Here is a 23,623-nt window from a genome sequence, read left to right on the forward strand (position 1 = left end):
TCAGAAGCATCGAGATTCTCTTGCCACCGGAAAACTTGCCCATCCTCGAATGGCTCGGTATCAAAACGTCAAAATCACTATGATGAACCACTAGACGACCGATTCCATGAAAGCTGCGATCATGGAGAGGCCCTGCGCTGATGGAACGGATGGGCTGTTGGCGGATTCCTCGTTGGCGATCGGCGAAACGAGGAACGGTATCATGGCAGGATGGCGGCGAGCGGTCGAATTGGCGATGACCGAGGAAGAGATTGCAACGTTGACGGCGCTTTCGCGGTCGAGGCTCGAACTGGCGAGCCGGGTGTCGCGGGCGCAGATATTTCTGGCCTATCGCGAGAAGCCTTCGTTCTGCGCAGTGGGGCAAAGACTTGGGGTCCATCACCAGACGGTGCAGCGTTGCGTCGAGCGCGCGCTCGCCTATGGATCGCTGGCGGCGCTCGACGATCGACCGCGGCCAGGCAAGGAGCCGACGATCACGCCGGAGGCCAAGGCCTGGCTGACGTCGCTGGCGTGCGACAAGGCCAAGGACCACGGCTATCCGCATGAGTTGTGGACGACGCGGCTGTTGGCACGCCATGCGCGCGAGCACGGACCGGCGGCGGGGCACACGTGGTTGACCAATTTGGTCCAGGGAACGGTGTGCAAGATCCTTGGCAAGGAGGAAATCAAGCCGCACAAGGTGCGCTACTATCTTGAGAATCGAGACACCGAGTTCGAACGGAAGATGGCGGAGGTTCTGTGTGTCTATCGTGAAGTCGCCGTTCTGAAAAAAGCCCCTGCCAAATCGAAAAGGCGTGGAAAGCCGGTGACGATCGTCTCCTGTGATGAGAAGCCGGGAATCCAGGCTATCGCAACGACGGCGCCGGATTTGCCGCCCGAACCCGGCGTCCACGCCACCTTTGCGCGCGATCATGAATACAAGCGCCATGGCACGCTCAGCCTGTTGGCCGGGATTGATCTGCTCACCGGCAAGGTCCACGCGCTCGTGAGGGACCGCCATCGCAGCCGAGAGTTCATCGAATTCCTCAGGCTTCTCGATGCCGCTTACCCGGCGGGCACCGCAATCAAGCTGATCCTCGACAATCATTCCGCGCACATCTCGAGAGAAACCAGAACTTGGCTCGCCGCTCAGCCGGCCGGACGCTTCGAACTTACCTTCACACCCAAGCACGGCTCGTGGCTCAATCTCATCGAGGGCTTCTTCTCCAAGTTCGCTCGTTCAGTCCTGCGCCACATACGGGTGGCATCAAAACACGAACTCAAGGAGCGCATCATGGCCGGCATCGACGATGTCAATCGCCATCCTGTCATCCACACTTGGTCCTACAAACTCGCCGAGGCCGCTTGATATGATTCAAATCAAGAAAACGCTGACCTAGTGTCGGTGATTCCTGGGGAAGGCGAAAGAAAACGTCAAGAGTTAGAGGAAAAAAGAAACTTGCGTCTCCATCGCCGCCCGACTTAATCGTCGAGTTCCAAGGCAAATCAAACCACGCTTGGCAGATTGATAGAGTCCTAAAAAGAGGGCCACTCCGAACGAGTGGCCCAAGTTAGGGAGGAAACGCCCTCAACGGGCCTCTGGGATCAGGCCGCAGCCTGTTCGATCGGTGAGAATGGCAGGCCGAGACTCTCGGCCACGGCCCTATAAGTTAGCCGGCCTCGGTGGACGTTGAGGCCTGCGCGCAGATGTGGATTTTCGAGCACGGCGGAAAATCCCTTGTTGGCCAGAGCCAAACCAAATGGCAGCGTGGCGTTATTCAGGGCCTGGCTCGAGGTCAGCGGGACAGCTCCCGGCATATTGGCCACGCAGTAATGAATGACGCCGTCCATCTCGTAAGTTGGATCAGCGTGGGTCGTCGGACGTGATGTCTCGAAGCAGCCGCCCTGATCGATAGCTACATCCACGATCACCGAGCCCTTGCGCATCGAGCTCAACATGCCGCGGCTAACAAGTTTCGGCGCACTCGCGCCGGGAACGAGCACCGCGCCAATGACTACGTCCGCCGAAAATACCTCTTCCTCCACGGCGTCAATTGTCGAGAACCTGGTGCGAACGCGCCCTTCGAATAGCTCATCCAGCTCGCGAAGGCGGGGTATCGAGCGGTCAATGATCGTGACCTCGGCACCCAAGCCCGCCGCCATCCGCGCCGCATGCGTACCGACAACGCCGCCTCCGATCACCACGATACGGGCCGGCTGGACACCCGGCACACCACCGATCAACAGCCCCCGCCCGCCCGCATACCGCTTCAGGGCCGCACCGGCTGCTTCGATCGAAAGCCTGCCCGCGACCTCACTCATCGGCGCAAGCAGCGGAAGGCCGCCACGTGCATCAGTCACAGTTTCGTAGGCGATTGCGGTGCACCCAGATTCTATGAGGCCCTTAGCCTGCTCCGGGTCCGGCGCCAGATGCAGATAAGTGAAGAGAAGCTGATTCTCTCGCAGCTGGGTCCATTCGGACTGCTGGGGCTCCTTGACCTTTATGATGATCTCGCTCGATGCAAATATCTCATGAGCGGAGTCCAGAATCGTTGCGCCTGCCTTGCGATATTTATCATCCGTTGCGCCAATGCCGGCGCCGGCATTGGTCTCGACCAGCACGCTGTGGCCGGCGGCCACATATTCGCGGACGGCTCCAGGCGTCAGACCGACGCGATATTCGTGGGTCTTGATTTCCTTGGGAACACCGACCTTCATTCGCATTCTCCTTAACGGGACCACCTATCTAATCGGAAGAGCGATTCAAACCGCAACGCAGATGCCCAAATGGTGAAGAAATCCGGCGATTTTTGGCGCCGCAACGCAGGATTTCGGAACAGATGGACGCCGACGAAATCGATCCACAATTCTTATCGTCCTTAGCATTAACGCGACGAAATTTATGGCAACACCCTGCACTGCGATAGCGCGCCGCAGTCATTGGAAGACGAAGGACATCACAAATTATCGCGCTTACTTAGCCCTGAACGGATTCGGCACGATGATGCTTTCAGGAACAATAATATCGACTATCGATCTTGGTAGTTTCAAAGTTCGCCCGTCCATGTAGTCTGAGTCGTGCGCGCGGCTATTCAGAATCATGAGGAGGTCAAGAGAGCAGTCAATGGTCGCTCTGCTTGCCAATGCTCCTGAGCGAACTTCAACATGGACCCATTATACTTGGCGTCGCGAAAAGCGATGTCCAATCTGGTAGCCATGTACTCATAAACGCGGTGATCTCATGCACTCAATTTGATGTTCGCTCCGCTCCTAAAGCGATGCGGTCGCTGCCGCAGCAACTTGAAGCGAGGGACCAAACAGATGTTTATGCAGCGCAGTGACTGTCGACGGCTGCTTGTATTTGTCTGATGTCTTACTCCCCATAGTCCAGGATTTCTGTATCGGTTCGCGCGCGTTGCCGAGCAGATCGGTGCAGTCCGGTTGCGTTCATCTGGGATCGCAAGTTGATTTGATTGTCCTTTTTTTGCGGTAAGCTTTTGCGATAGTTTGCACGTGAAGGGAAGAGAATGCCAGACATCGTTGTAACTGACGTAATCGCTTCTACAATCGTCAAGGCGATCGAGGGGCGTGACGATTTGATTGATATTACCACCGGAAACAGCAATGGCCGCCCCCTTGCTGTGGTCTTAAGGCACCTCGAAAACGGGCGCGTTTTTGGCGGTGCGATGGGCCTTTCATCGGCGGGATTGTTGTTCCTCGACTCATTTTTTCTACCACGGGAATTTCGCGGAAGGGGCTGGGGAACAAAGATTTTGAAGGAATTTGAAGACGAGGGTCGAAGGCGTGGCTGCCGGTCGGCTTTCCTCTACACGATCAGTTTTCCTGATTTCTACGCTCGAAACGGATGGATGGCCCTCGGCCGAATACCTTCCGACCCACCCGGAACATTCCGGGCTCTTATGACCAAGAACTTAGAAGCATCCTCATAGGCCTTCTTCTTCAACGGCGTCTTTTCGAATCATTGTATCCGCTCCTGATAATTGGAGTACGGCCGCGGGGGCGCGCGCCCCGACACCGTTTCGCCACTTAGTCGAGCCGCGCCAAGGGCTCCGCGTACGAAACTTGTACCCTTGACAACGGATTTTGGATGCGGTGGGAGGCCGTCGTATGGTGCGCAAACGTCAGCGCCATGGTCGTCGGCGGAAACGAGTGTGGACGATTAGCCGCTCTCGTACCTCATTCTGTCAGGACACAAGATGTGCGGACCACTTCCATTTGCGACGAACCAGACGCAAATTGCGACATAGAAGCACAATTTCTCTTCGTGACACCTATGAGCGCCAATTGCATCGCAACATAGTCAATGCGTTGCCTGAGGGCAGCTCGGTCGCCGTGCTGGCCATGAAGCAAGCTCTAACAAGTTCAAAGCCGCACTCACCACCGAAGTGAGCAAGGTCTCCACGACTCCGCCGAGCTTAAGCCGAGGGCGGTCGCTCAGCCGTAGACGGCTCGCCGAAACGCGCCGCTGTGTTGATCCATGACATCGAGGCCGCCTCGACCTGAAACCAGCACGAAGCCGCAGTTACTAGGCCGCGAGCCCAAGAGGGACGAGATCTTGCGTGTCGTGCCTAGAATCGACACGCCTTGTAAGGTACGGAAAAGGCATGGCCCTTAACTGGCAGCGTCGATAGCAATCGTAGTCGCAATATTCTATGCGCGTTACCACATCTCGCACGTAACCTGGACAAGGACTGAGAACATTCGGTGCAAGCTCTGTCGCCGCGCGGGGTTCTATATTCACGAGTATAAATTTCATAGGGTGAGATTGTTAGTATGCTCCACTCCGGTCTGAGATCTTGTCAGCGGTCCTAAGATCCGAGGTCGCGCTGATCTCGGGGCGAGCCGGATCATAGCCATGATCAAACTCCTCTGGGCGCGCTTGCAGTGGTTCTGCGATGTCGTAGATGGCCGGCTAGAAGGGCCGTGGCGCAGGTTAATCATCTGCACCACGGCAGCGGGTGAACTAGGCTAGGCGGATGCAATGTTCGCAGCGCGGTCGCCCGGCAGTGCCGGAGGCGAGATATTGCCGCTCGATGTTGTTACCCTCGGTGCACTTGTCGTTGTCGTGATAGACGTTTCTTGCATTCGGCTTTTTCGAGTGAAATGGAGGCACTTTAGCCATAATAAGACTCCCCTGGAAATGCGCGCATCGAATCAACGCGCGTACGTGGCCCTGAACAGTAAGGATGCGACGAAATTGATTAATGCAACAATTCCCACATCGACGCTGAAATTCCGCGATCAAGCCCCTTCTTTGACGGATTTCACCAACCGATAGTCCGCCTGTGCTGGCGGCGACCAGCCATCAGCGATTTCAGCGAGGTCAATGAGATCCGGAAGCTCACCGAAGTGCCCGACCATTTGAGTGCGCTGAGAATCGGTTCGCGCTTGAAGCTCACTCGTTTTGCTACGCCGCGCCCGAAAATGGTGCAAACCGGTCGGTACGACGTCACTGATGCCGCAACTGTTGGGTTTGTTTAATGGGCGCACCAAGGCTCAAAACAGAGGCCTGCTGAGTAAGCGTCTTAACCGTCCCATTTGCACTCCAAGGCCGCCGATTGCCGTACCGCGACGTCCTCAAAGCGCGACGCGATCGCTGGAGCTCACACGGCGATGGGAGCCGTCGGGCCTGGTATCTGGATGTCAGGGCAAAGAGTGCGAAAGCGAGTTAAAGTACCTGCGCCGTGAGATCTATGGGCGCGACGACGTGAAAATACCCGGCCGACGCCTTACAGCCTTCGATCGATATTTCGAAGGCTTGTAGAACTCCCAAATAGGGCCGTTCTTTCGAGGTCGCTCGGGCCTGTGGCACCCAGTTCGAATCCTGAGGCACAGGGCCGCCCTCTCCTTCGCCCTGACAGCCCAGGATTTCGTGCCATTTTTGCAAATTGCCCTTTACCGCCTCGGATGATCTGTTGCCCAGGTTGAATTTCGCTATCAGAATAGGTGTGAATGGTTAGCATACCTGCGAATTGAAAATTGGGTCGTTTCGTGCTGGAGCCGCTGGAGCAGTTGGCTTAAAGCCATAGTCATCCCCGCTCGGACTTCTTGTCGATCGCGTCGCGAACCAATTGACGCCATTCCGGGAAGCCAACGTCGATCTAAACCGCCTCGAAGCCGCGAGACCATAGTCATAGACGGGTAGCAGCCCGTCCATCGAATGAGCGCGGGTCAATGTCGGCTCGGCGACTTGCAAGCTTCAGGAGGTGACCGGACCAATGGATCCGATGGTGGATCCGCGTCTCCGACACATAGTCCTGATTGATCTTGAGCGGGCTGGCTCCTGGAGGAGTTGTCCCGCTTGCCTTTGAATTCGCCGTGCCCGACCTCCTCCATGACTGGGAACCGGCAGGCGAACGCGGCGACCGTGGGATTGGGACTTCCGGTTAAAATCCTGCCCCCGAGAGTTGAGCCACGCCACAACGGTGGCGGCACAATGCACGTCTGTCTGTTCCGGATACATTCGCCATTGCGATAGCGCAGTGAGCTGCCACTACGTATTTCCTCCAGATGGAGTTAGAGTCCGCGGCGAGCCGCGCTAACCGTGCGGCCCCGTCGGGTGAGGCGCTCTCCTGATTGTCAGGTTTGAATGCTCGTCGTTTGGGTGTTTGGGTGGGGCGAACGCAAGGCGCGTCGCGCTCGCGGTCCCCACGGGAGAGCCATAGGCTCATGGCGTAAAGTATGCCGAACACAGCGAAGAAAATCGACAGCAAAATGAACAATAGCATCGGCGGGCATTCCCCGTTCGTTAGCTTGGTGAGAATCTCTACACCCTGACGCCACGTAATGTTCAAGTCGCTTGAACAGATTCAGTATGAAGCGCCTGCAGAATCTGAAGTTTTGGAGTTCGGCACGTTGCTTGCTTATTCACACACATTTTACAGGCGCATCAACCAATGCGCTCGTGATGTTTAGTCGTCCGTGAAGAACGGCCTTTTTCAGACGGGCAGCGATTTTGAGTTCGCGAAGAGCATCGCCAGAATGAGGCGCAACAGATCGCTTAGCCACCTGATGAGGCGGCGGAAGTTGTAACCTGCCGCGGCAAGGATGGTGTTGTTGGCGTCGCCGTGGCGTCCGGCGAGATAGTTGCGGCCCAGTCGATGCTCCTCCTTCGTATGGCCGATGACTGGTTCGACGGCGGCGCGGCGTTTCATCTCGCGCTTGATGGCCGGGGTCACACGACGCTTCTGCCTAGACGTGTAGACTTTGAACTTGTACTCGGGCGGCGCGTTGTGGCCGCGGTAACCGGCATCGGCGTGGAGCCGTTCGATCGTATTGCCGACGAGTTGCTCGATCGCCGGAATGACGGCCGCCAGCGTATGGCCATCATAGGGGCTACCTGGCAGCGCTTGCGCATGGACGACGAACTGGCCGCCCTTGCTGTGCTTGAGGGGGGTGGCAACGCTGACCTTGACGCCGAACTCGTAAGGCTTGTGCGGCTTGCCCTTGCCGATGCACTCCACCTCGGGCGCGTGCAGGCTGTAGACCTTGGGGCCGCGCTGTCCGCGCTCTTGAGCGCGGACGCGCCGCGCCAGGCTCAGGAGATGAGCGAACGCTGCCTCAAGCCCGGGATCACCATCGATCTTGCGGGCAATGTCGCGGATGACGCGGCCGAGATAGGTCTTGAGCTTGCGCAAAGCCCTGTTGGCGCGTTTGAACTGCTTGGCATGGGCGTAACGCTGATGCCGGATAAGTTCGAACTTGCCGACCCGCGTGTAAGACTGCCGTAGCCCCACGCCCAGCTTTTTGGCCAGCTTCACCAGCTTCTCACGCGCCCGGTTCAATAGCTTGGCGTCGGTCGGGAAGGTAATGTTCTTCGGCTGTACCGTGGTATCGACAATGACGCGGGCGAGATCGCCGGGCTTCATCGCGCCAGTCCTGGTAGCGACCGCCAGGCTCTCCTGCAGCAGCGCCTGCAGCCGCTCGTCGCCCATGCGATGGCGCCAGTTGGTCATCGAGGAGCGATCGAGCGGAAGCCGATGCTGGAAAAACTCCTCCCCGCAGAAGTATTGGTAGTACGGGTTCTCGATCCACAGTTCACACACCATCTCGTCGCTGAGGTTGTAGGTGTGCTTGAGAATCGCAAGCCCCGCCATCAGCCGGGTTGGCAACGGCGGCCGGCCGGAACCATCGGCGTACACGGCGCCGAATTTCTGTTCCAGAAACCCCCAGTCGATCGTCCGCGCCAGCTTCACCAGCGCGTGGTCCATGTTGATGACCTGATCGAGCCGCGACCGAAACAGATCCTGCTCGCCGCTCTCCCGACGCTCTCGTGGCCGCATCGAAATCCCTCCGCTCGATCCCACCAAACTAAGAGAATCACAGCTTCAGATTCGAGGGAATCCCCAACGCGAATTTGCAAGAAAACCGGCGCCCGAACCTCAATTTCTGGCGAATCCAATCGCAGCAATTCCGGCGATTTCTATTGCTGATCAATTGCTTCGGGATATTTCACGGTCGACTGTTTATTGCGGGATCGGCGCGCGCACGCGGCGGCGCAGGTAGCGGATGCAACTACGTCATCCACTACGTCACTGGCGAGACTGAACCTGTACCATCACGGTGAAAAGTCGCCCTTTATACTCACTGAATGCTTGGAGTGTACAGCGACTATGACCACGACGCACCATCCTACTTCTCAGTGCAAGTAACGCGAGGTGAAGCCCACATGTTTGATTACAAAGACAACTCGTACTTCGCATACAATGTGTCATTCGGCCTTCAAAATTGGCTCTGACGCAATTTTGGTGCATTGGTGATCATGTAGCGCCGATCAAGCGGGCCTGAAGAAGGTCGAGCTTGGCGCGCCCGTACATCTGACGCTTGACGAGCTTGAGCTTGGTAATCTGACCTTCGGTCTGCCCGTTGGACCAAGATGTTGTAATCGCAGCGTTGATGGCGGCCTTATCTTTGGTGATGCCGTTGGCGAAGGATGCGACGAGACTTGCGCATGCTCGTTCCAGCCATGGGTCAAGATCCACGTGAGTCTTCTTGCGGATCATGGCGTGGAAAGCGGTGATGATTTCGCGAGCTTCCACCAGCAGAGGAACGCCTTGCTCGATCGCCGCGATGGTAACGGTCTCAGACTTTGATAGCGCATCGCGGCCATTGGTCATCAGGCGGGCGATGGTTCTGGCAGACGGCACGCGCTGTAGACTTTGAGCATCGGGCGTTTCGGCGCGCCGACGGCGTGTCGCCCACTCTCTAACAACTCGCTCAGAGCCCCTAAAGCCTAGCACCTTAAGGCGACGCCACAGGTCGGCTCCGTTATAATGGCCTGAAGCCCACTGGGCGTCGAGCCATGGCAGATGGTGCTCGAGTGAGCTCTCGCGCACCCTGAACACGTCCGTTCGCTGACCTCGCAGAACTTTGCGGACGAGGCCCCGGCTATGTCCCGTAAGTCGCACGATCTCCTTTATGGAGACACCCGTCTCAGCCTGTCTGAAGATTGCCGCGTTGGTGTCCTCACGCCGTAGATAGCCTTCATACTGGATGCGCTCGGCGGCGGTCAGCAAGGCAGGATTTATTGTGGCGGCGCCGACCGCCACACGAACCTGGCGCATGGATTTGCGGACTGCATCGAGGAAGGCGTGGCTGGCGTTCTCCATCAAATGCCAGCGGTCAGCAACCTGGGTGGCCTGCGGGAGCGCCTTGGCTACAGCAAGGGCGTAACCACCGCCGCGATCGCGCGCGACCACAGCAATTTGCGGCTGCCCCGCGAGCCAAGCCTGTGCGGTAGCGGGCTCTCTGTCGGGTAACAGGGCGATCGGTCGTCGCCGCTCGAGGTCGCAGATGATTGTTCCGTACCGCTGATTGCGCCGCCACGCCCAGTCGTCGATACCGATCACGCTCGGCACAGCAAAGGGCTGGCAACCGCGCCTTCGCACGACCCGAAGTAATGTATCGTTGCTCACGGGCAGCATAAGTCGACGGGTAAAACTTGCGGCCGGGCGGCCACCCAGGGCAAGCCCAAGGTGATGGACCAGAAGATCGAGCCGCGCCGTTCGTCGCGCCCACGGCGCCAGAGCGCCCCGTCATCGAAGCGCTCGGTGAAAATACGTTGACTGCACATAACGGTGACGCAGCGGAAGCGGCGCGCCACGACCACCAGACGAACCGGCCGCCCCGCCAGCGGCAGATCGGTAAGACATCGTTGATATCGGCTATGAATTCGCCCGGAACTGGCTCCGCATCCGGGACAAAGACTCTTGTCGCTCCTGGGACGGATGGTGATCACGGTCGTGGCGCCATCACAGACGGCGCTCTCCACGTCAAACCCAGGAGGGATCAGGGCCGACGGTCGCAGGGCTCGCTGCATCATGTTGATTCCCTTGTGAAACCAACGCGAGCCGGCGCCTGAACTTCATCAAAAGTGAGTCAGAGCCAAATTTGAACGCCGATTGACAGCAACTTGCTTTACGGCGCCCCAAACCCGAACCGACACCGGTCGAGCATGATGAGGTGTTCGAGTTGCTCGGCATAGCGCCGCTGCTCGACCGGTGTCCCTCACATCTCTCCGTAAGCCAACATTGCCCCTGAGGAATATCCGGCAAGCGATATGGGCCTTTCGGCTGAATCTCTAGGTCGCCAAGATGACTTGCGAGGTCATCGCTTCAAGAGTTGGTGGACAAACTTCATTGAAAGGCGGCCATGCCAGAGCATAGACAGGGCAGTCTATGTCCATTTCTTTTGCCAAGCTCAGCACATAAGAACAATCTCCCAGACCTGTCGGAACAAAGAAGATCGGCGGTTGCGATCCCGTGGCACGAACGGAAAGCACTTGAGCTGTATTGCGGTGTGGCTCCAAATCAATCTTCATGCAAGTTCCTTCAAGACGGGAGCCTGGAAGAGATAAGGCGGTGCTAAGCTTCAACCCACGATGTAGCGCTCGACTGAGAAGCCGCACCGCCAATACGAGTGCCCGCCAAGCGCGAACAATTGGTCGTGCCGCCCGACCCGCGCGAGACCCAGAAGCTCCGCCCGGAGCTGCTCCAGCGCGGTCTCGATCTCGCCCTGCGGCGCCTCATAGCCGCCCCGTTGCATACGCCTCATCCTCCGGCGCCGGCAGTGACTTGAGATCGAACTTGCCGTTCGGCGTCAGCGGCAGCGCCGCAAGGCGCACAAAGCGCAGACGGCACGATGTACTCCGGCAGGCACGCACTTAAGTGCGTGCGCAGCGTGGCGGCAAGTTCAGGCCCCTGAGCTTCGCCGGCGTGCTCGGCAGCCGTAACGGCATAGGCGACAAGACGCTTCCCGGCCGCACCCTCCCCTTGCGCCACCACCACCGCGTCGCGCACTGAGGCGTGCTCAACGAGCCGCGCCGCGATCTCGCCGGGCTCGATCCGGAAGCCGCGGATCTTCACCTGGTCGTCGTTGCGGCCCAAAAACTCCAGATTGCCGTCCGGCAGATAGCGCGCAAGGTCGCCGGTCCGGTACATCCGCGCCCCCGCCTCAGTGCTGAACGGATCGGCCAAAAACCGCTCCGCCGTCAGCTCGGGACGGTTCAGATAGCCACGCGCCACCCCCGCGCCGCCAATGTAAAGCTCCCCCACGGCCCCAAACGGAACGGGTTCACCACGACGATCAAGCAGGTAAACTCGCGTGTTCGCGATCGGTCGACCGATGGGAGGCAATTGCGGCCAACATGCTGGGTTCGCCCCGAGACGGTGCTCCGTGACGACGTGGGTTTCTGTATGCCCATACTGATTGATCAACCTCGCCCTCGGGTGCAATTCGAAGAACGACCTGAGCATTGGGGTGGCCCGCAATTGCTCACCCCCAGTATAGATCTCCCTCAGAGAGGGCAGCAGCACTCCCTTAGCGCCCCAGACCTCCGCAAAATGGTTCAACGCGACGAACGGGAGGAAAAGGCGCTCGATCGCCTCCCCCCACACAAATTCCAGCAAGGCGGAGAAGTCCGCACGGGTCTCTTCCTGCGCGAGCACGAGCAGCCCTCCGTCCCTCCAGCAACTGAACAATTCCTGGAATGACACGCCGAAGTTCAGGGTCGTGAACTGAAGTGTGCGTCGTTTGGGCGCGCCAAGCTCTGGTGATGACCAGAGCAAATTCACAAGCGAGCCGTGGGACATTTCGACGCCTTTTGGCGTGGCTGATGATTCCGAGGTGTAGATCACATAGGCGAGATGGCGCGAGGTCAGACCGAGCGCGCCCGCATCCGGATTCGACGCCGGCAGATTCGCCCAGGTCGGTGTCGCAGTCGCGAGATCGACCACCCTCACATCGACGCCCACATCGCCCAGTGCGGCGCGCCCCGCCGCATCGGCCAGCACCAACTGCGGTGCCGCATCTTTGAAAACCTGGCGCAGCCGCGCAGACGGATAGGCCGGATCCAGCGGCAGATACGCGCCGCCCGCCTTGAGGATCGCCAAGAGCCCCACCACCATCGCCGGGCTGCGCTGAAGGCAGATCGCCACCGGCTGATCCGGCCTGACCCCGAGCGCGATCAGATGATGCGCCAGCCGGTTCGCCCGCGCATTGAGCTCGCCATAGCTTAAGCGCTCGTCCTCATGGACCACCGCCACCGCATCCGGCGCTTGCCGCACCTGCGCCTCGAACAGCTCATGGATGCACCGCTTCGACGGATACGGCGCGGCCGTCCGGTTCAGCTCCTCCAAGAGGTATGCGCGCTCGTCGGACGACAGCAGCTCAACCCGTGCGACCGGTTGCTGCGCATCGGCTATCACAGCACACAACAAGCTTTGCAAGTGCTGCGTCATACGGTCGATCTGCTTGGGTGCCAAGCGACTAGCATCAAAGTGCCACCGAAAGCTCCCATCCAGAGCGCAGATCTCAAACGTCAGCAAATCACCGGAAAGGGCTGTCTCAGAATTCGGGCCTGAAGGTAGATCACCAGCGGCAGAACACCTATTCGCGGTCACCGTCACGCCAATCGGCCAAGGCCGGCGCGATTGTAGCGCCTCCATGCCGCGCAACGTCGGAGAGCGCGCAATAAGATCCCGCGGAAAACTATCGTGCTCTCTCAGATCCGCGCATTCGGCCGCGACCGCCCTGCGTACCCCCGCAAAATCTCGACCGAGATCGATGGTCATTTGCATCGGCACGACAGAGGCGACAAGCACCTCCACCGCCCTCATCCCGGCTCGCGATCCATTCGTTGCGGGAGTCCACCCCAGTTGAAGCTCTGATTCTCCCGTGATGCGAGCGAGATAGATCAGCCAAGCACTCAGCAAGTACTCAGTACGATCAAATGGCGACAACTCGGCCAAGGCACTTGGAATGAGCCAGGAACTCGACTGCCATCTGGGCGGAGCCGCAGTTTCCGAAGACGACAGAAACGGAATCTGCAATTCCTCAAACTGCTCAAGCCGCTGCCGCCAAAAGTTCTCCCGAGGCGCCAACATTCCATGGGCAACAGTTATGCTCTACGCCTCCTCATCGCTCAAAATCGGGAGGCGATCGCCTACATTCAGACCGGACTGCCTCGCGAGTGTCCGTGCATTCAGAGTCAGACCGTCTGAGCTGCCAAACCAAACATCAACATCCTCTGTCCCTGTCGCCACACGCCAGTTGCTGCGGTGGATTTCGACCAGGGACCCTGCCGGAAGGCCGCAGCCTCCAGCAGATACCTTCAAGCGCCTGACTGCGACAACATCATCCCCTAGGTGCACCTTCGGCAGACACAACGGATTGGAATGATACGGTCCATAGTCTAAGGCGCGTGTGATCCTTGAGAGATCTTGCGCGGAGCGATTCCATCGCAGACAGCCCGCAGCATCTGGGCGTCGACGCCTCGGAGAAACGCTTCCGTCCACTGGCGCCTGCGAACCAGCATGGAGCTCTCCATTCGTTAAGCCAGCTAGAAGCTCGCGGAAGCCTTCGACAGCGGCTTCATGACATTTGAGGTTCAGGGTCAACGCCGTATCGGTTGGCGCAATAGAAACTTGGCGCTCAACCACCAACTCACCCCTATTAACACCATCATTGATACGATACCACCCGATGGCATAGTCGGTCTCTTGTGCCAGCCGCGCCCAAGACATCGAATGAGCTCCCGCATATCGTGGCAACGGGCCGTCTTGGTAATTGAAAGCGCCTTGACGGACTCGGGCAAGCACATCCGGTGGCAATATGAATGGATTTCCTACGGAAAATATCCAGTCTACCGGGTCGGCATTCATCAACACGGAGAGCTCTTCAACACTGTCTACACACAAGATATTGGCGCGAGAAGCCCAGTCCCGGAATATGGCGTCGGCACACAGCGCCGCGCAGACGACATGACCCATCTTACTTACTAGCTGAGCACACCTGATAGCTAGCGTACCGCCGCCAACAAGGATGCTGGAGCGAATTGATGCGACTGCAGGTGGTTGCCCATCCCAATCGCCCGGTTTGCAAGCGTCTGCGAGCACCGAAGCAGACCAATGTGCCATATTCAGCTACTCCATGCTGTAGGTTGGGGAGTTCTCGCCGTATGCGCCGCACCACATCGCGACTTAACCCGGTCACACTGATTTGCATTCGCTCGGGAGTAACCGGGTTGAATGCTAATCAAAGCCAGCCAGTGTTGAGAGGTATCCAGCGCGATCAACGACAGCGGAACCCGTGATGGAAGCGGCAAAGCTTCACTTGATGAAGCCGCACTCAACAGTGCAGCCTCCATGGCGTGGATTTGGATCAGTCGAGCAAGCTTCATTTGTATCCGTAGGCGGGCAGCTGCGGGACCGGCATGATCGCAACAGATCCTTCTCCGTCTCCCAGCAATCAGCGTGCCACCCAAAACGTTGAGCAGGCCCTGCTTGAAAAGGAACAAATCCATGCACTTCGCTTCGAAGCGGAGAATACTTTAGCGTTAGTGTCGAGTTGCGGACATAACGTCTTTAACTGGACATGGCTGAACACGACAATGCAGGCCGTCAAATGACGAAGGTGACCTCTTGAGGCAAACTTGCACGTCTGCTTAAGGATGATGGGGGTCCCCTTTCTTTAACTTGACGACAATCTTGTCTTGAAAAAGTCTCTCGTAATCAGCGCCTGGACACCAGATCCGCCTCTCAAAGTCCTTGCCTAATTGGCGCAATTCAAAATCGTCAGGCAGCCATTCGCTTCTGCAACAGTCCCACGAAATTTGAAAATAGTTGGGTCAGCACCGCCAATATTTTCCCACAGGACATTCACATCGTGCTCGAGGATGAGCGAATAGTTTCTTTTCGCTTTGGTCATAACACTCGCCAGCAAAAGGCCCGAAAACTCAGATTGTTCTTTCGACATTCGCCCTATTCCGCTTTAGAGACGCTCTCCCTCAAGACAATCCTACACCTTCGCGGTGAATACCGATGCGATGCCGGAGTGTTGACCGGCGCGATGCCAATCAGCTGCAGCCAAGGTAAATAGCGCTAAGGCTGCGGGGATGCGGCCAGCCATGCTTTAGTCTGGCCTGCCGCCGAGATCTGACCGCACTCGATGGCCTGCAGCTCGAACAGCCCGCGATAGACACCGCCGGGGCGCGCCGTCAGCGCCGCGTGCGTGCCCTGCTCGACGATCTCGCCGCGGTCGAACACCAGGATGCGGTCGAGGCTGCGCACCGTCGACAGCCGGTGTGCGATCACGATCGAGGTGCGTTCCTTCATCAGCCGCTCCATCGCCTGCTGGATCAGGCCCTCTGACTCGGAATCAAGGCTCGAGGTTGCCTCATCCAGGATCAGCACCGGCGCGTCCGCCAGGAACGCGCGCGCCAGCGCGACGCGCTGCCGCTCGCCGCCCGACAGCTTGACGCCGCGCTCGCCGACCAGCGTGCCGTAGCCTTTCGGCAGTCGCAGGATGAAGTCATGCGCGTTGGCGAGCCGCGCCGCCTGCTCGATCGCCGCCATGCTGGCGCCGGGCCGGCCATAGGCGATGTTCTCCGCCAGCGAGCGGTGAAACAGGATCGGCTCCTGTTGCACGATCGCGATTTGGCTCCGCAGCGATTGCTGCGTCGCTCTCGCGATATCCTGGCCGTCGATAAGGATACGGCCGCCGGAGACGTCGTAGAGCCGTTGCACCAGCTTGACGAACGTGGTCTTCCCGGAGCCGGAACGGCCGACCAGACCGATGCGCTCGCCGGCGCGAATGTCGATCGACAATCCGTCGTAGAGCGGCGCGTGATGCCCGACATAAAGGAAAGTCACGTCGTTGAACGTGATCCTACCGCCCTGAATGTCGATCGGCTTGGCGTCGGGCGCATCGACAATGCCGATCGGCTCGCCATGGATGGTGACAAGCTCTTCCATGTCGTTCACCGAATGCTGCAGATTGTTGATGTGCATGCCGACGTCGCGTAAATAGCTGTGGATGATATAGTAGCTCGTCAGCACATAGGTGACGTCGCCCGGCGAGGCGCGCCCGTCAATCCACAGCAGAATGGCGCCGCCGATCACGGAAGCGCGAAAGCACAACAACATCATGAGCTGCACTGTGCCGGTGGCGTTGTAGCGCCGCCAGGTGCGCAGTACCCGCGCCCGCCAGCGGCTGATGACACCGTTAAGCCGAGCATCCTCGCGCGCCTCCGCACCGAAGGATTTCACCACAGCATTGCAGGTGAGCGAGTCCGCCAGCGTGCCGCCGACCTTGGTGTCCCAGGTGTTGGAGACGCGCGCCGCCGACGCGATGTAGCCGATCGTGAATGCCATCGTGATCGCGACATAGATCACCGCGCCGAGGCCGATCACACCGCCGAGGACCGGCCAATGCAGACCGAGCAGGATCATCGAGCCCACGAGCACCGCTAGCGACGGCAACAATGCCATCAGGATCGTGTTGTTGAGCAGCTCGAGCGCCCACATGCCGCGTGTGATCTTGCGCACGGTTGAACCGGCGAAAGAGTTGGCGTGCCAGTCAGTCGAGAACCGCTGCACCCGCATGAAGGCCTCGCGCGCCACATCCGACATCGTCTTCAGCGTGAACGGCACGATCGCCAGCGAGCCTGTTAACCGGAATATGATCGAGATCAGGCCAAGCGCGAGGATGCCGCCGAAGGCGACGAACGCCGCCTGCCGTGCTGCCTGGTCGGACGGACCTGATGTCAGCGCGTCGACCAAGTCACCGGAATAGACCGGCATGAACAGGTCGGCCACCGTTGCCCCTAAGAAGCCGACGAGGACGACCGCGACGCGGACGGGCTGCTTTAGCCAGTGACGGAACACGAATGGGATCACCACGCCGATTGCGATGGGTGGTTTGTTATCTTTAACGATCATGGCGCCAGCAGTTTCTGCCACACGCGGCGTAAGACCCTTTTGATCCAGACGCGATGTGCCGAATGCTTGGCGCTGCCGTCCGAGGCGACGCAGTAATGCCCGGAGTTTGGGGCTGCGATCGAAATCTTCTGCCCATTTCATCCCCTCTTTGCGTAAGCGTAGCTGAAGCGGTTCAAGCTTTGAGGGTTCCACGGCATGAGAGCATCGATCTGAGAAATCGGCCAGCCTTGCGCGATCCGTTCGATAGTTTGTGTGAGCCAGGCATGCGGATCGACATCATTCATCTTCGCCCGTCTGCAGAAGCATGGAGATGGCCGCCTAAGTCCGGGCGCCGCCATGGCCGTGCGCAAAGGGTGCATTTTTATGACGAAGGAGTCGTTCAGCATTTCGTGTAGACCTGAAGACCGTCAGAGTGTTTGCATCATGGGATGACGGCGCGACTTCACCTGGAAGATCACGTCCGCCTCGATCCGGCCGGAGGTCATCGCAATTTGAACGTCCAACCTGCCGCAAACGATCCAGCGCTGTACTCGATGGTCTTTAGTTGCCACTGGCCCGCCGAAGAAATGGACGAATTCACCCGTGAGCAATTCCGACTATTACCCTTTTTCATGTTTTCTCTTCCGGCGCCTGCGCTTTGACTCTTTCGGAAACCCGTCTTGCGGAGTCGCACAAAGAGCCCCGTAGGAAGCCTTCTCACCCCTGTAGTTGGCCAGCGCTTGGACCAACAGCGACATAACGTGCTGTTTCAGTTCGTCGGGGATAGGCTCAGAACCGTCCAGCGACTTCAGCGCCACCTCGACCAACTCGATCGCGCGATCCTTGTTGCCGCTCTCATAATAATACTGAGCGACCGCCCCATAGGACAGGAACTTGGAGCCGTCGCCGCCTTGCGGAGGATTCAGTGCCAGGATGTGTTCGGACAACTCCTTACCCATCGCAAAGCGCTCGGCAGGCGGGAAGCGGGAGTTGTCATTCGCCGGATCGAAGAGTTGGCGCATCGCCCCGGCCATCCACAGCTCGGATTTTTTGTCGATCGCGTCGCGAACCAATTGGCTCATGACCGGCAAGCCGGTCTGCAAGTCGTGCACTTTGTGAAGCAACAGATCCGCATGGAGCACGCGGAAGTTGACGTCGTCCGGCATTACAGCGACGGCCTCTTCGAGCGCCGAAAGCGCCTTCGTCCAATCCTTCGCCTTCATCGCCGGCGTAAGTTTGGCGAAGATCGGCTCAGTCAACGCTCGCTTGCGCGTCGTTTCGTGCATTGTGCGTTCGCCTTCGGCGATCCGCTCTGTATCGGCGGCTCTAGCTTCATCGCTGGTGCGCCAGCCGCCGTTAAGAATTTTCGGCAGAACGTCATCGAGTTGCGTTGGAAAACCGATAAAGGCGATGTGGCCGTCACGGTCGACAACGAACGAGGTGGGAATCATGACAGAAAAGCTGGGATCCATCCAAAGCTTGTTCATTTTCCCTGTGTAGTCGAATCCGATCCGGTAGTTGAGATTCGAGAACTTTTCGGTCAACCATGCGTCCAAGTTGGTTCGGGCCTCGTCCGCCGTTCGAGCTCGTTCATAAGCTGCGACTCCGAGGACCTCAACTCCGCTGTCTTTGTATTTATCTTGCAGCTGCACCAGATGGGGCATCGCCGCCACACAGGATCCGCACCAAGTTGCCCAAAATTCGACGATGTACACTTTTCCCGGCTGGAAGCTCGTGAGGGGCTGGCCACGCAGCCAGTTCTTCACCTTGATCGGAGGAGCTGGGGACTCCATGCGCAGCATCATGTTGTTCTCCATAACTATTGCCAAACGTTGCGCGACTTTTTGCGCCAGCTTATCTCTCAGAACGGGGCACACGGGTTCAAGGGAAGGAGCATCGCTCGTTTTTCGCTCTGGACGCACTCAGCCCTTTCTCAGTGTTGCAGGATCTCAACAGCAACAGCCGTGCCATCTTCGTCAGCGCGCATTAAGCGTCTGACCACGCTTTGAAAAATACTCCACGCGCCCAGCCGACCGGTGTTCTGAACCTGACGGGCTTTGTGCCGCTGTCAGGTGTTGGACACGAATTGCGCGCTTCGCGCGGCCAGAAAAGCTGGTTTGTGAGTCACCGAACGGAACTTGCTAACCCCTCACCCTGCCAGACAGGATTAGAGGCGAGCGATGCTGTAGATCGGAGTCGAAACAGCCGAAGCCGTGGACCGGCGACGCGGGTTCGTGTCTAATGACGACGGAATCATTCGCGGGGCACTGCAGCGGGTGCTGCTTATCGGTGCGCCTTAAAACTGCCAGTGCTCGCCATCGCGCCAAGCGGTTCCTGCACCACAAACTGGTACTCCGATCAGTTTTGCTGTCCAGTCGCGGTCACGGGGGGTGCCTGACACCCCTATCCCGTTCTAAAATCATTGCCTCCGTATCGAAAAATATATCGCCGCTCGCCTCGATGCGAGCTAAGACTTATGAGGGCGTTCATCTCACAAGTTTCTGACCAGGAGGCCCGGCTGGCCCCACCCCGCTGGCCCCATGAACACTGTCGTCCTAGCGCAAGCCCTGCGGATCGCCATACCGCCGATCGTCGGGTTCATAGTGCAGATCGTCGAGAACATGTCGATTGCTCCGCCTATCTTTCGAGAATAAACGTCTTGATTGATCTTGCGCGCTGGATTGTCCGTAGCCAGGCCAGTTTCCTCTCTGACAATCAAAGTCAGGCAACGGCATGCGTCAGCGGCTTCTCGCCGACTGCACTTCGCGGCGTGCGCCGAGGTAGAGCGCCTTGATTTCGTCTTGGTTGCGCAATTCGGTCGAAGCGCTGGATAGCACGCTCACAAGAACGGACCGCATGGTCGGAGCGTAGCGCGACCGTTCGACTAGCCGGCCTCGCCTATGCGCTAATCTAGGATGGAAGCGGACAAGGGCGCCTGTGATCAGCGAGGCCCTGCCTGCCCTGCCTCGGGCTGCCCTGCTACCCTGCCCCTGCTATCCCATGGTGCAGTGCAGAGTAGCCCTGCCCCATTGGCACAGGACAATATGAGACAGATTATATTCCTATGTATCATTGGGTATCAGGGCTTCAGGGGCATAGGGCGCCAAACATGTCTTGGCTTGTGTCGTCGGGTATCAGGTTGGCTACGGGTCCCTCTTCAGGGCGTCTCATTCCGCGGGGGGCGCAGAGCCGGGGCAATCGCGAGTTTTGAAAATCTTCCTATAGAACATCGGAGAAAACGTAACGAAATCGGGGCTGTCTCAGAATGTCCCGAAAAACCGAGAAGTGAAAATTCGACAACAATGTCTCATGTTGTCCTGGTACAGGAGCGTACGGTAAGAATGTGAAGTCCCAATTTTCCCGTACCGGCTGTAAACCTCTGATTTATTATTGTTTTTTATACCCGGTACAGTAAGTACAGGAAGTATAGGAAGTATAGGAAGTATAGGAAGTATAGGAAGTATAGGTACGTTTCTCGTGTATGCGCGCGAACTGGAGGTCGGCAGTCCGACCACCTCATGGTCTCTGTCCCACGTTGGAGAATTTTGGTTGGTCTTGCCCGTTCTTCCTGTACCAACCTTTCTTCAATAGGTCGATCAAAGCGTTAGCCGCGTACAGGAAGCCGGATTCATCCTGTACCGGTACAGGAGGCTTCCCGTCCACGCTTCGAAATCGACGCCGAAAGCTGGGAATTCGGGCGCCGCAGCTGATTTATAATTTCAGCAGCGTGATTGTAATAACAATGCTGAGCACATATTTCGTTCGAACATTGAATTGGAGTGACAAGTATGAGTCAGGCCAAACGGGAATTGGACGCATGGAACAACCTGAGATCGCGGCTCGAAAATTTAGCGTGCGAGGTTGAAGCGATCGAATATGACGGCGATCGGGATGCTTACGTGTCGAAAGAGGACACCGACGCGGAGAGGCACGTATATGCCCGCCTGACGAGGATGCACCGACTAGGCTTGATCGATTTCCCCTTGGACGAGGTAAAGGACCTGTTGGAGGATGTTCTCGATGGCGCGCGCATGGAAAATTATGGCGTTTAGCCGAGCAGATCGTCGTCTTGGGGGAAATCGCCGGCCCAATTTTGATCGTGCTGCCAATCAATTTTTCGAATTCGGCGCGGCATTCAGCCATGCGGGGAATAACATAATACCACTGCCTCTTATCGCCGACCTTGGGGTGAATGCGGGTGATCGCTGGAAAAATTTGGTGCACACGCACGCCGAACCGTGAAGCGTTGAGCGGATCGCCGGCAAACCGGCGTCGCCTTAACCAGTCCTCGTAATTGAGACGGAAATCGTCGACCGCGACCTTGATCGAGGCGTCTTCCCAGGAGACCTCGACGTCCTCGAACATCGAATCCCCGGGCGCGCGGCCGGAGGACAGGATCTCGAAAAGCCATTGCTCGATGCCGCGGAGCGAGGCGATTTTCTGATCGCGCAGGCCGGTGGTCATCGGCGGGTTGCGCACGTCGAAGCCGGTCAAATCGAGGTCGAGCAGGTGGTGCAGCAGCGCGGCGCGACCGCCGTGGTGCATTTCCTCGCGCAGCTTGGCGAAGTAGACGGTGTCGCGCGCCCTGGTATCGGCGACGTTGAGCACGCAGAAGCGCCGCTCGTCGAATGTCGCCGGCACGATCCAGTCTTCGTTCGAACTGATTATGATGCGCAGCACCGACGCGACTTGAAATGCGTTGATGCCTTTGCTCTCGATCATCACCTGTTCGGACGTGATCAGGTGCTTCAGTTGCCCTTCGGCCTTTTTGTCGCCGGCCCAGAAGCCTTCTTCGACATGCAGCAGCAGGGTCTTTTCCTGATGCGCGTTGAAGCGGCCGACCAGATGTTCGGGGTTCGAAATTTTGGTGTGATGATGGGGGAAAAGACCGCCGACGTAGTCGCCGATCGTGTCTTTGCCCGCGCCCTTGCGACCCTTCAGCACCAGCGCGGTACCGGGCTTTACCCAGGGGCGCTGAACCATGTGGGCGAACCAGCGGATCACCCATTGATAGGCGTTGTCGTCGCCGGCACAGATGTTTTCGCGCAAGTGGTCGAGGAAGCGCGCGCAGGATGACGATGGATCGGGTTCGACGGCGATCCACAGGCCATTCCCGCTCCCATTTGTAGCGCTTGCCGGTGTCGGGATGGATCGAGGGCGGCACGACGACCTGCTTGCCGGTGCCGAAGCGCTCGATTTCCCAGGCCCAATGCGCCTTCTTGTCTTTTCCGATAATTTTTTCTGTGGAGTGGCGCAGCTTTTTCGACGGGAATGGTCGATCGGTCAGGAAATACAGATGGCGGCTCTCGCCCATCGAGCCCGAGATGACCGATGGCAGCGAACGTGCTTCCGGAATCAATTCGAGCAACGCGCCCCAGGCCTCATCGGCTTTGTCGGGGTCGCGGATGTCGAGATCGATGCAGTGAAGGTATAAATCGTTGAAAAACGACGGCTCGCCAAGGCGAACGCCGAGATTATAGCCATCCCGGTGTGTCTTCGTGAGGGTGGCGAGTGAAGCGACACGTTCTGTCGACCAGCTATCGTTGAAGACCTTCTCGGCTAGTCGATCCTTCGGGGTGTCGGGAAACCGGCATCCCTCTTTCTCTCTGACCACATCGGCCAATGAAACGGTCCCGACAACAAACCGAGCGAGCAGTATCGGTCCAAGTATTGCGGCGGCTATTCCGCTGTGATGCGAAGCGCGGCCTGCTGTTCTGGCGCAGGCGCGCTGTCGACCATTATCGAATTGTAGCTTGGAACAAGCGATTCGCAGGTAAGCAGGCCGGAAACGATAACGGTCTCGGTCATTTGCAGATCGCCTTCGCGATCGACGGAGTCAAATACTATTCGACCGTTCACCGCGTGATTTGGGCGCTTTCGCATGGCCACTGGCCGACCGACGACCTCGATCATCGCCACGGAGAGCGCTCCCACAACGCCATTGTCGAGTTGCGCGACTGCACACCTTCCGACAACCAGCGCAATCGTCGTCTCCATAAGAACAACACGAGCGGATTTAAAGGGGTTTCGTGGGTTCCGAAGCTACAGAAATATCTCGTTCAAATTCAGGTCAATAAGGCCGCCGTCAAGCTCGGATATTTCGTCGACAAGATTGAAGGGGCAAAAGCCTATGACGTCGCCGCGATCAAGCATTTCGGCGAATTCGCAAAAACCAACCGACAGTTGGGTTTGCTTCCATGAAGACGTCGCTTGCAGATGCCGCGCTGTTCGACACGGAAGTGTACATTAACTACTTCCTGGCGGCGTTCAAATCGGTCAAGACCGGTAAAGTGCTTCGGTTGGAGAAGTCCGACCGGTGCGTCCTCGATCGCAAGAAGCTGCGCCAGGTGCTCGACGAATATTGCACCGTCGCTTCAACTCCATCCCGTTCGATATTCCGATAGTGTCGGCAGCCCTCGCCGGCTTCA

At 58.2% G+C, this 23,623-nt stretch carries 16 protein-coding genes and 3 pseudogenes; 5 read left to right on the forward strand and 14 right to left on the reverse strand.

Annotation, left to right across the window (positions count from 1 at the left end; translation table 11 throughout):
* The first annotated feature begins 202 nt into the window (after positions 1–202).
* The gene (locus tag KIP88_RS42320; RefSeq protein ID WP_214494005.1) at positions 203–1,348 is read left to right on the forward strand and encodes an IS630 family transposase; all 1,146 of its coding nucleotides are present in this window, start codon (positions 203–205) and stop codon (positions 1,346–1,348) included.
* Between the two features lie 236 nt (positions 1,349–1,584).
* Here KIP88_RS42320 and ald read toward each other — a convergent pair whose 3' ends face one another.
* The gene (gene ald / locus KIP88_RS42325; RefSeq protein WP_214494006.1) at positions 1,585–2,697 is read right to left on the reverse strand and encodes an alanine dehydrogenase; all 1,113 of its coding nucleotides are present in this window, start codon (positions 2,695–2,697) and stop codon (positions 1,585–1,587) included.
* Between the two features lie 809 nt (positions 2,698–3,506).
* Here ald and KIP88_RS42330 point away from each other — a divergent pair.
* On the forward strand, positions 3,507–3,929 hold the full coding sequence (locus KIP88_RS42330) for a GNAT family N-acetyltransferase (protein WP_214494007.1): 423 nt from the start codon (positions 3,507–3,509) through the stop codon (positions 3,927–3,929).
* 1,034 nt (positions 3,930–4,963) lie between these two features.
* Here KIP88_RS42330 and KIP88_RS42335 read toward each other — a convergent pair.
* The 7 genes and pseudogenes from KIP88_RS42335 to KIP88_RS48790 form a co-directional block, all read right to left on the reverse strand.
* Positions 4,964–5,122, reverse strand: a complete 159-nt coding sequence (locus tag KIP88_RS42335) for a hypothetical protein (RefSeq protein ID WP_214494008.1) — start codon at positions 5,120–5,122, stop codon at positions 4,964–4,966.
* A gap of 1,816 nt (positions 5,123–6,938) precedes the next feature.
* The gene (locus KIP88_RS42340) at positions 6,939–8,282 is read right to left on the reverse strand and encodes an IS5 family transposase (protein ID WP_214494009.1); all 1,344 of its coding nucleotides are present in this window, start codon (positions 8,280–8,282) and stop codon (positions 6,939–6,941) included.
* A 477-nt stretch (positions 8,283–8,759) separates the two neighbouring features.
* Positions 8,760–10,318, reverse strand: a pseudogene (locus KIP88_RS42345) (ISL3 family transposase).
* Between the two features lie 261 nt (positions 10,319–10,579).
* A complete protein-coding gene (locus KIP88_RS42350; RefSeq protein ID WP_214494010.1) occupies positions 10,580–10,819 on the reverse strand; it encodes a hypothetical protein in 240 nt (79 codons plus the stop codon).
* 50 nt (positions 10,820–10,869) lie between these two features.
* Positions 10,870–11,043: a hypothetical protein gene (locus KIP88_RS42355; RefSeq protein WP_214494011.1), complete on the reverse strand. Its 174-nt coding sequence runs from the start codon at positions 11,041–11,043 to the stop codon at positions 10,870–10,872.
* A 5-nt stretch (positions 11,044–11,048) separates the two neighbouring features.
* A complete protein-coding gene (locus KIP88_RS42360; protein ID WP_214494012.1) occupies positions 11,049–12,737 on the reverse strand; it encodes an amino acid adenylation domain-containing protein in 1,689 nt (562 codons plus the stop codon).
* A gap of 666 nt (positions 12,738–13,403) precedes the next feature.
* Positions 13,404–14,414 (reverse strand): formyltransferase family protein, encoded by a 1,011-nt coding sequence (locus tag KIP88_RS48790; protein WP_374226591.1) that lies wholly within the window; start codon positions 14,412–14,414, stop codon positions 13,404–13,406.
* Positions 14,415–14,710: 296 nt separating this feature from the next.
* Between KIP88_RS48790 and KIP88_RS42370 the strand changes: the two genes are divergently transcribed.
* Complete coding sequence (locus tag KIP88_RS42370; RefSeq protein WP_214494014.1) at positions 14,711–14,905, forward strand: hypothetical protein; 195 nt, start codon at positions 14,711–14,713, stop codon at positions 14,903–14,905.
* 143 nt (positions 14,906–15,048) lie between these two features.
* Here KIP88_RS42370 and KIP88_RS42375 read toward each other — a convergent pair whose 3' ends face one another.
* The 6 genes and pseudogenes from KIP88_RS42375 to KIP88_RS48795 all read right to left on the reverse strand — a co-directional run.
* Positions 15,049–15,252, reverse strand: coding sequence for a hypothetical protein (locus KIP88_RS42375; protein WP_214494015.1), 204 nt, complete (start codon positions 15,250–15,252; stop codon positions 15,049–15,051).
* A 125-nt stretch (positions 15,253–15,377) separates the two neighbouring features.
* The gene (locus KIP88_RS42380) at positions 15,378–17,216 is read right to left on the reverse strand and encodes an ABC transporter ATP-binding protein (RefSeq protein ID WP_214494016.1); all 1,839 of its coding nucleotides are present in this window, start codon (positions 17,214–17,216) and stop codon (positions 15,378–15,380) included.
* Between the two features lie 137 nt (positions 17,217–17,353).
* Positions 17,354–17,588: pseudogene (locus KIP88_RS42385) on the reverse strand (transposase domain-containing protein); the annotation flags it as partial.
* Between the two features lie 227 nt (positions 17,589–17,815).
* Positions 17,816–19,000, reverse strand: coding sequence for a TlpA disulfide reductase family protein (locus tag KIP88_RS42390; RefSeq protein WP_214494017.1), 1,185 nt, complete (start codon positions 18,998–19,000; stop codon positions 17,816–17,818).
* A 1,906-nt stretch (positions 19,001–20,906) separates the two neighbouring features.
* The gene (locus tag KIP88_RS47315) at positions 20,907–22,244 is read right to left on the reverse strand and encodes a primase-helicase family protein (RefSeq protein ID WP_249791442.1); all 1,338 of its coding nucleotides are present in this window, start codon (positions 22,242–22,244) and stop codon (positions 20,907–20,909) included.
* A 73-nt stretch (positions 22,245–22,317) separates the two neighbouring features.
* Positions 22,318–22,809: pseudogene (locus tag KIP88_RS48795) on the reverse strand (bifunctional DNA primase/polymerase); the annotation flags it as partial.
* An 8-nt stretch (positions 22,810–22,817) separates the two neighbouring features.
* Here KIP88_RS48795 and KIP88_RS42405 point away from each other — a divergent pair.
* Both KIP88_RS42405 and KIP88_RS42410 read left to right on the forward strand, forming a co-directional pair.
* Positions 22,818–23,396: an HNH endonuclease gene (locus KIP88_RS42405; RefSeq protein WP_214494020.1), complete on the forward strand. Its 579-nt coding sequence runs from the start codon at positions 22,818–22,820 to the stop codon at positions 23,394–23,396.
* On the forward strand, positions 23,393–23,599 hold the full coding sequence (locus tag KIP88_RS42410) for a hypothetical protein (RefSeq protein WP_214494021.1): 207 nt from the start codon (positions 23,393–23,395) through the stop codon (positions 23,597–23,599). The genes KIP88_RS42405 and KIP88_RS42410 overlap by 4 nt, the downstream gene beginning before the upstream one ends.
* The last annotated feature ends 24 nt before the right edge of the window (positions 23,600–23,623 follow it).

This window comes from Bradyrhizobium sp. SRL28, from assembly GCF_018596315.1.
In the GTDB taxonomy this organism is placed as follows: Bacteria; Pseudomonadota; Alphaproteobacteria; order Rhizobiales; family Xanthobacteraceae; genus Bradyrhizobium.

Excerpts from the sequence above, each read along its gene's own strand:
- KIP88_RS42320 (WP_214494005.1), top strand. The coding sequence starts at position 203 with ATGGCAGGATGGCGGCGAGCGGTCGAATTGGCGATGACCGAGGAAGAG.
- ald (WP_214494006.1), bottom strand. The coding sequence starts at position 2,697 with ATGAAGGTCGGTGTTCCCAAGGAAATCAAGACCCACGAATATCGCGTC.
- KIP88_RS42330 (WP_214494007.1), top strand. The coding sequence starts at position 3,507 with ATGCCAGACATCGTTGTAACTGACGTAATCGCTTCTACAATCGTCAAG.
- KIP88_RS42335 (WP_214494008.1), bottom strand. The coding sequence starts at position 5,122 with ATGGCTAAAGTGCCTCCATTTCACTCGAAAAAGCCGAATGCAAGAAAC.
- KIP88_RS42340 (WP_214494009.1), bottom strand. The coding sequence starts at position 8,282 with ATGCGGCCACGAGAGCGTCGGGAGAGCGGCGAGCAGGATCTGTTTCGG.
- KIP88_RS42350 (WP_214494010.1), bottom strand. The coding sequence starts at position 10,819 with ATGAAGATTGATTTGGAGCCACACCGCAATACAGCTCAAGTGCTTTCC.
- KIP88_RS42355 (WP_214494011.1), bottom strand. The coding sequence starts at position 11,043 with ATGCAACGGGGCGGCTATGAGGCGCCGCAGGGCGAGATCGAGACCGCG.
- KIP88_RS42360 (WP_214494012.1), bottom strand. The coding sequence starts at position 12,737 with ATGACGCAGCACTTGCAAAGCTTGTTGTGTGCTGTGATAGCCGATGCG.
- KIP88_RS48790 (WP_374226591.1), bottom strand. The coding sequence starts at position 14,414 with ATGGCACATTGGTCTGCTTCGGTGCTCGCAGACGCTTGCAAACCGGGC.
- KIP88_RS42370 (WP_214494014.1), top strand. The coding sequence starts at position 14,711 with ATGATCGCAACAGATCCTTCTCCGTCTCCCAGCAATCAGCGTGCCACC.
- KIP88_RS42375 (WP_214494015.1), bottom strand. The coding sequence starts at position 15,252 with ATGTCGAAAGAACAATCTGAGTTTTCGGGCCTTTTGCTGGCGAGTGTT.
- KIP88_RS42380 (WP_214494016.1), bottom strand. The coding sequence starts at position 17,216 with ATGATCGTTAAAGATAACAAACCACCCATCGCAATCGGCGTGGTGATC.
- KIP88_RS42390 (WP_214494017.1), bottom strand. The coding sequence starts at position 19,000 with ATGATGCTGCGCATGGAGTCCCCAGCTCCTCCGATCAAGGTGAAGAAC.
- KIP88_RS42405 (WP_214494020.1), top strand. The coding sequence starts at position 22,818 with ATGAAACGGTCCCGACAACAAACCGAGCGAGCAGTATCGGTCCAAGTA.
- KIP88_RS42410 (WP_214494021.1), top strand. The coding sequence starts at position 23,393 with ATGAAGACGTCGCTTGCAGATGCCGCGCTGTTCGACACGGAAGTGTAC.